This window comes from Staphylococcus sp. EG-SA-2 (assembly GCF_017152085.1).
Genome location: NZ_JACYHC010000764.1, coordinates 1 through 1,494 on the forward strand (window position 1 = coordinate 1; position 1,494 = coordinate 1,494).

Here is a 1,494-nt window from a genome sequence, read left to right on the forward strand (position 1 = left end):
TCATATCTGGTTCTATTAGAGTCATTTAATCTCCTCCAAATTATCAGTCACTTAGTTTATCTAACTGCTTTTCATAAGACTTTTTTAAGTCTTCTTTATATTCTTCTAATTTCCATTCTTGCTTTCTAATTATCTCATTGATTTCTTGCTCATACGCTTCTATATTTCTCGTCATTTTCCTTTGGGCATCTTCACTATAATTCATTTCGTGCTTCAAATATTGAAAAACATCATAACTACGTTCATTTTCTTTTCGAGTTCTATGCCTAAGTTCATTTAAATTATGCAGTTCATTCTCTATACGTTTTTTCTCAGATTCATATGATTCTTCTAATTCATTTTTATTATTAATTTGATTAAACATCATAGTAATCCACCTATTTGTGATGCAAGCACTTGATCTTTATCAACGATTTCATTAATACTGAGTCTAACTCTCATAATATAATTTGATACAGAAGACCCTATCGTTGAAAGTTGTCTTTCTTTTGCAGATATCATTTGTTCAGGTTCTCTTACCATACTACTTTCATTCACTTGACCTTCATCTAAAGCATTGAGAACTCCATTTACACTCAAATCTTCACCTACAGCTTTTCCAGCTTTTTGAGCGTCTTCCCAATTTTTTCCAAATTCCTTTTTCTTTTCATTATACATTTTTTTGATTTGATTAATTTCATCGTCTATCAGTTGACTGAATGACTGCGCAATTGTTAAAGCTGTTAAACTTTCTAAAACTTTTTGCTGCGAAGAAGATAATCCTCCTCCATTTGTAGTCATCATATTTGCTCTAAGTAATTCTATACTAGCTAATTTAGAGATAGCATTATTTGAATTCTTTACAAATGACTTATTATTTTCTTCTGCATAACCTTGTAGTTTTTTAAGTTCTTTTTTTATAGCTTTTTGTTCTTCTTCGGTCAGAAAGCCTTCCATTTCATGACCTTTACCATTTTTAAAGACTTTATCATTACCGAAAAAAACATAATGCTTATATTTCTTCAGATTTTCTGTCAATGCATCATTTTCTGCAACAAACCTAGTAATATTACCTTTATAATTTTTATATAACTCTAACAATCGTTTTCCATCTGGGGAATTAGGATTCAAACTATTTATAGAAATAGGAGCTGGATTATAAACCACAATGTTCGGAATACCATTACTCATTCCAAGAACTACCGCATCTCTTCCACCTAGTGAATGACCAGTAATAAAATCAATGTCATACTTACTTTTTATTTTATTTATAAATTCTTGTGTATTCGCATATCTATAGTTTTGATCAGATGCAGGAGAATATAATATTTTAAGATCTGCATATCCATCTTTAACTGTTTCCAAAGCATTGGTAACATTTTGTCTTGAAAATTCACCTTCTTTTAACTTTTTAAAGGCTTCGCCTTGTATATTAGTCCCAGTCATCCCAAGAGTTACTTTGCCTGTATCTTTATTTAAAAAAGCAGAAGTTGTTACTCCATTAAGAGAATCAGT

The 1,494-nt window shown here is 30.2% G+C and carries 2 protein-coding genes; both read right to left on the minus strand.

Features of this window, described 5'->3' with window-relative positions; translation table 11 throughout:
• Window positions 1–43: 43 nt before the first annotated feature.
• On the minus strand, window positions 44–367 hold the full coding sequence (locus tag IDG60_RS13880) for a hypothetical protein (protein WP_000971497.1): 324 nt from the start codon (window positions 365–367) through the stop codon (window positions 44–46).
• The coding region (locus tag IDG60_RS13885; protein WP_206160810.1) for a hypothetical protein at window positions 364–1,494 on the minus strand (1,131 nt) is incomplete at its 5' end. The genes IDG60_RS13880 and IDG60_RS13885, both read right to left, overlap by 4 nt.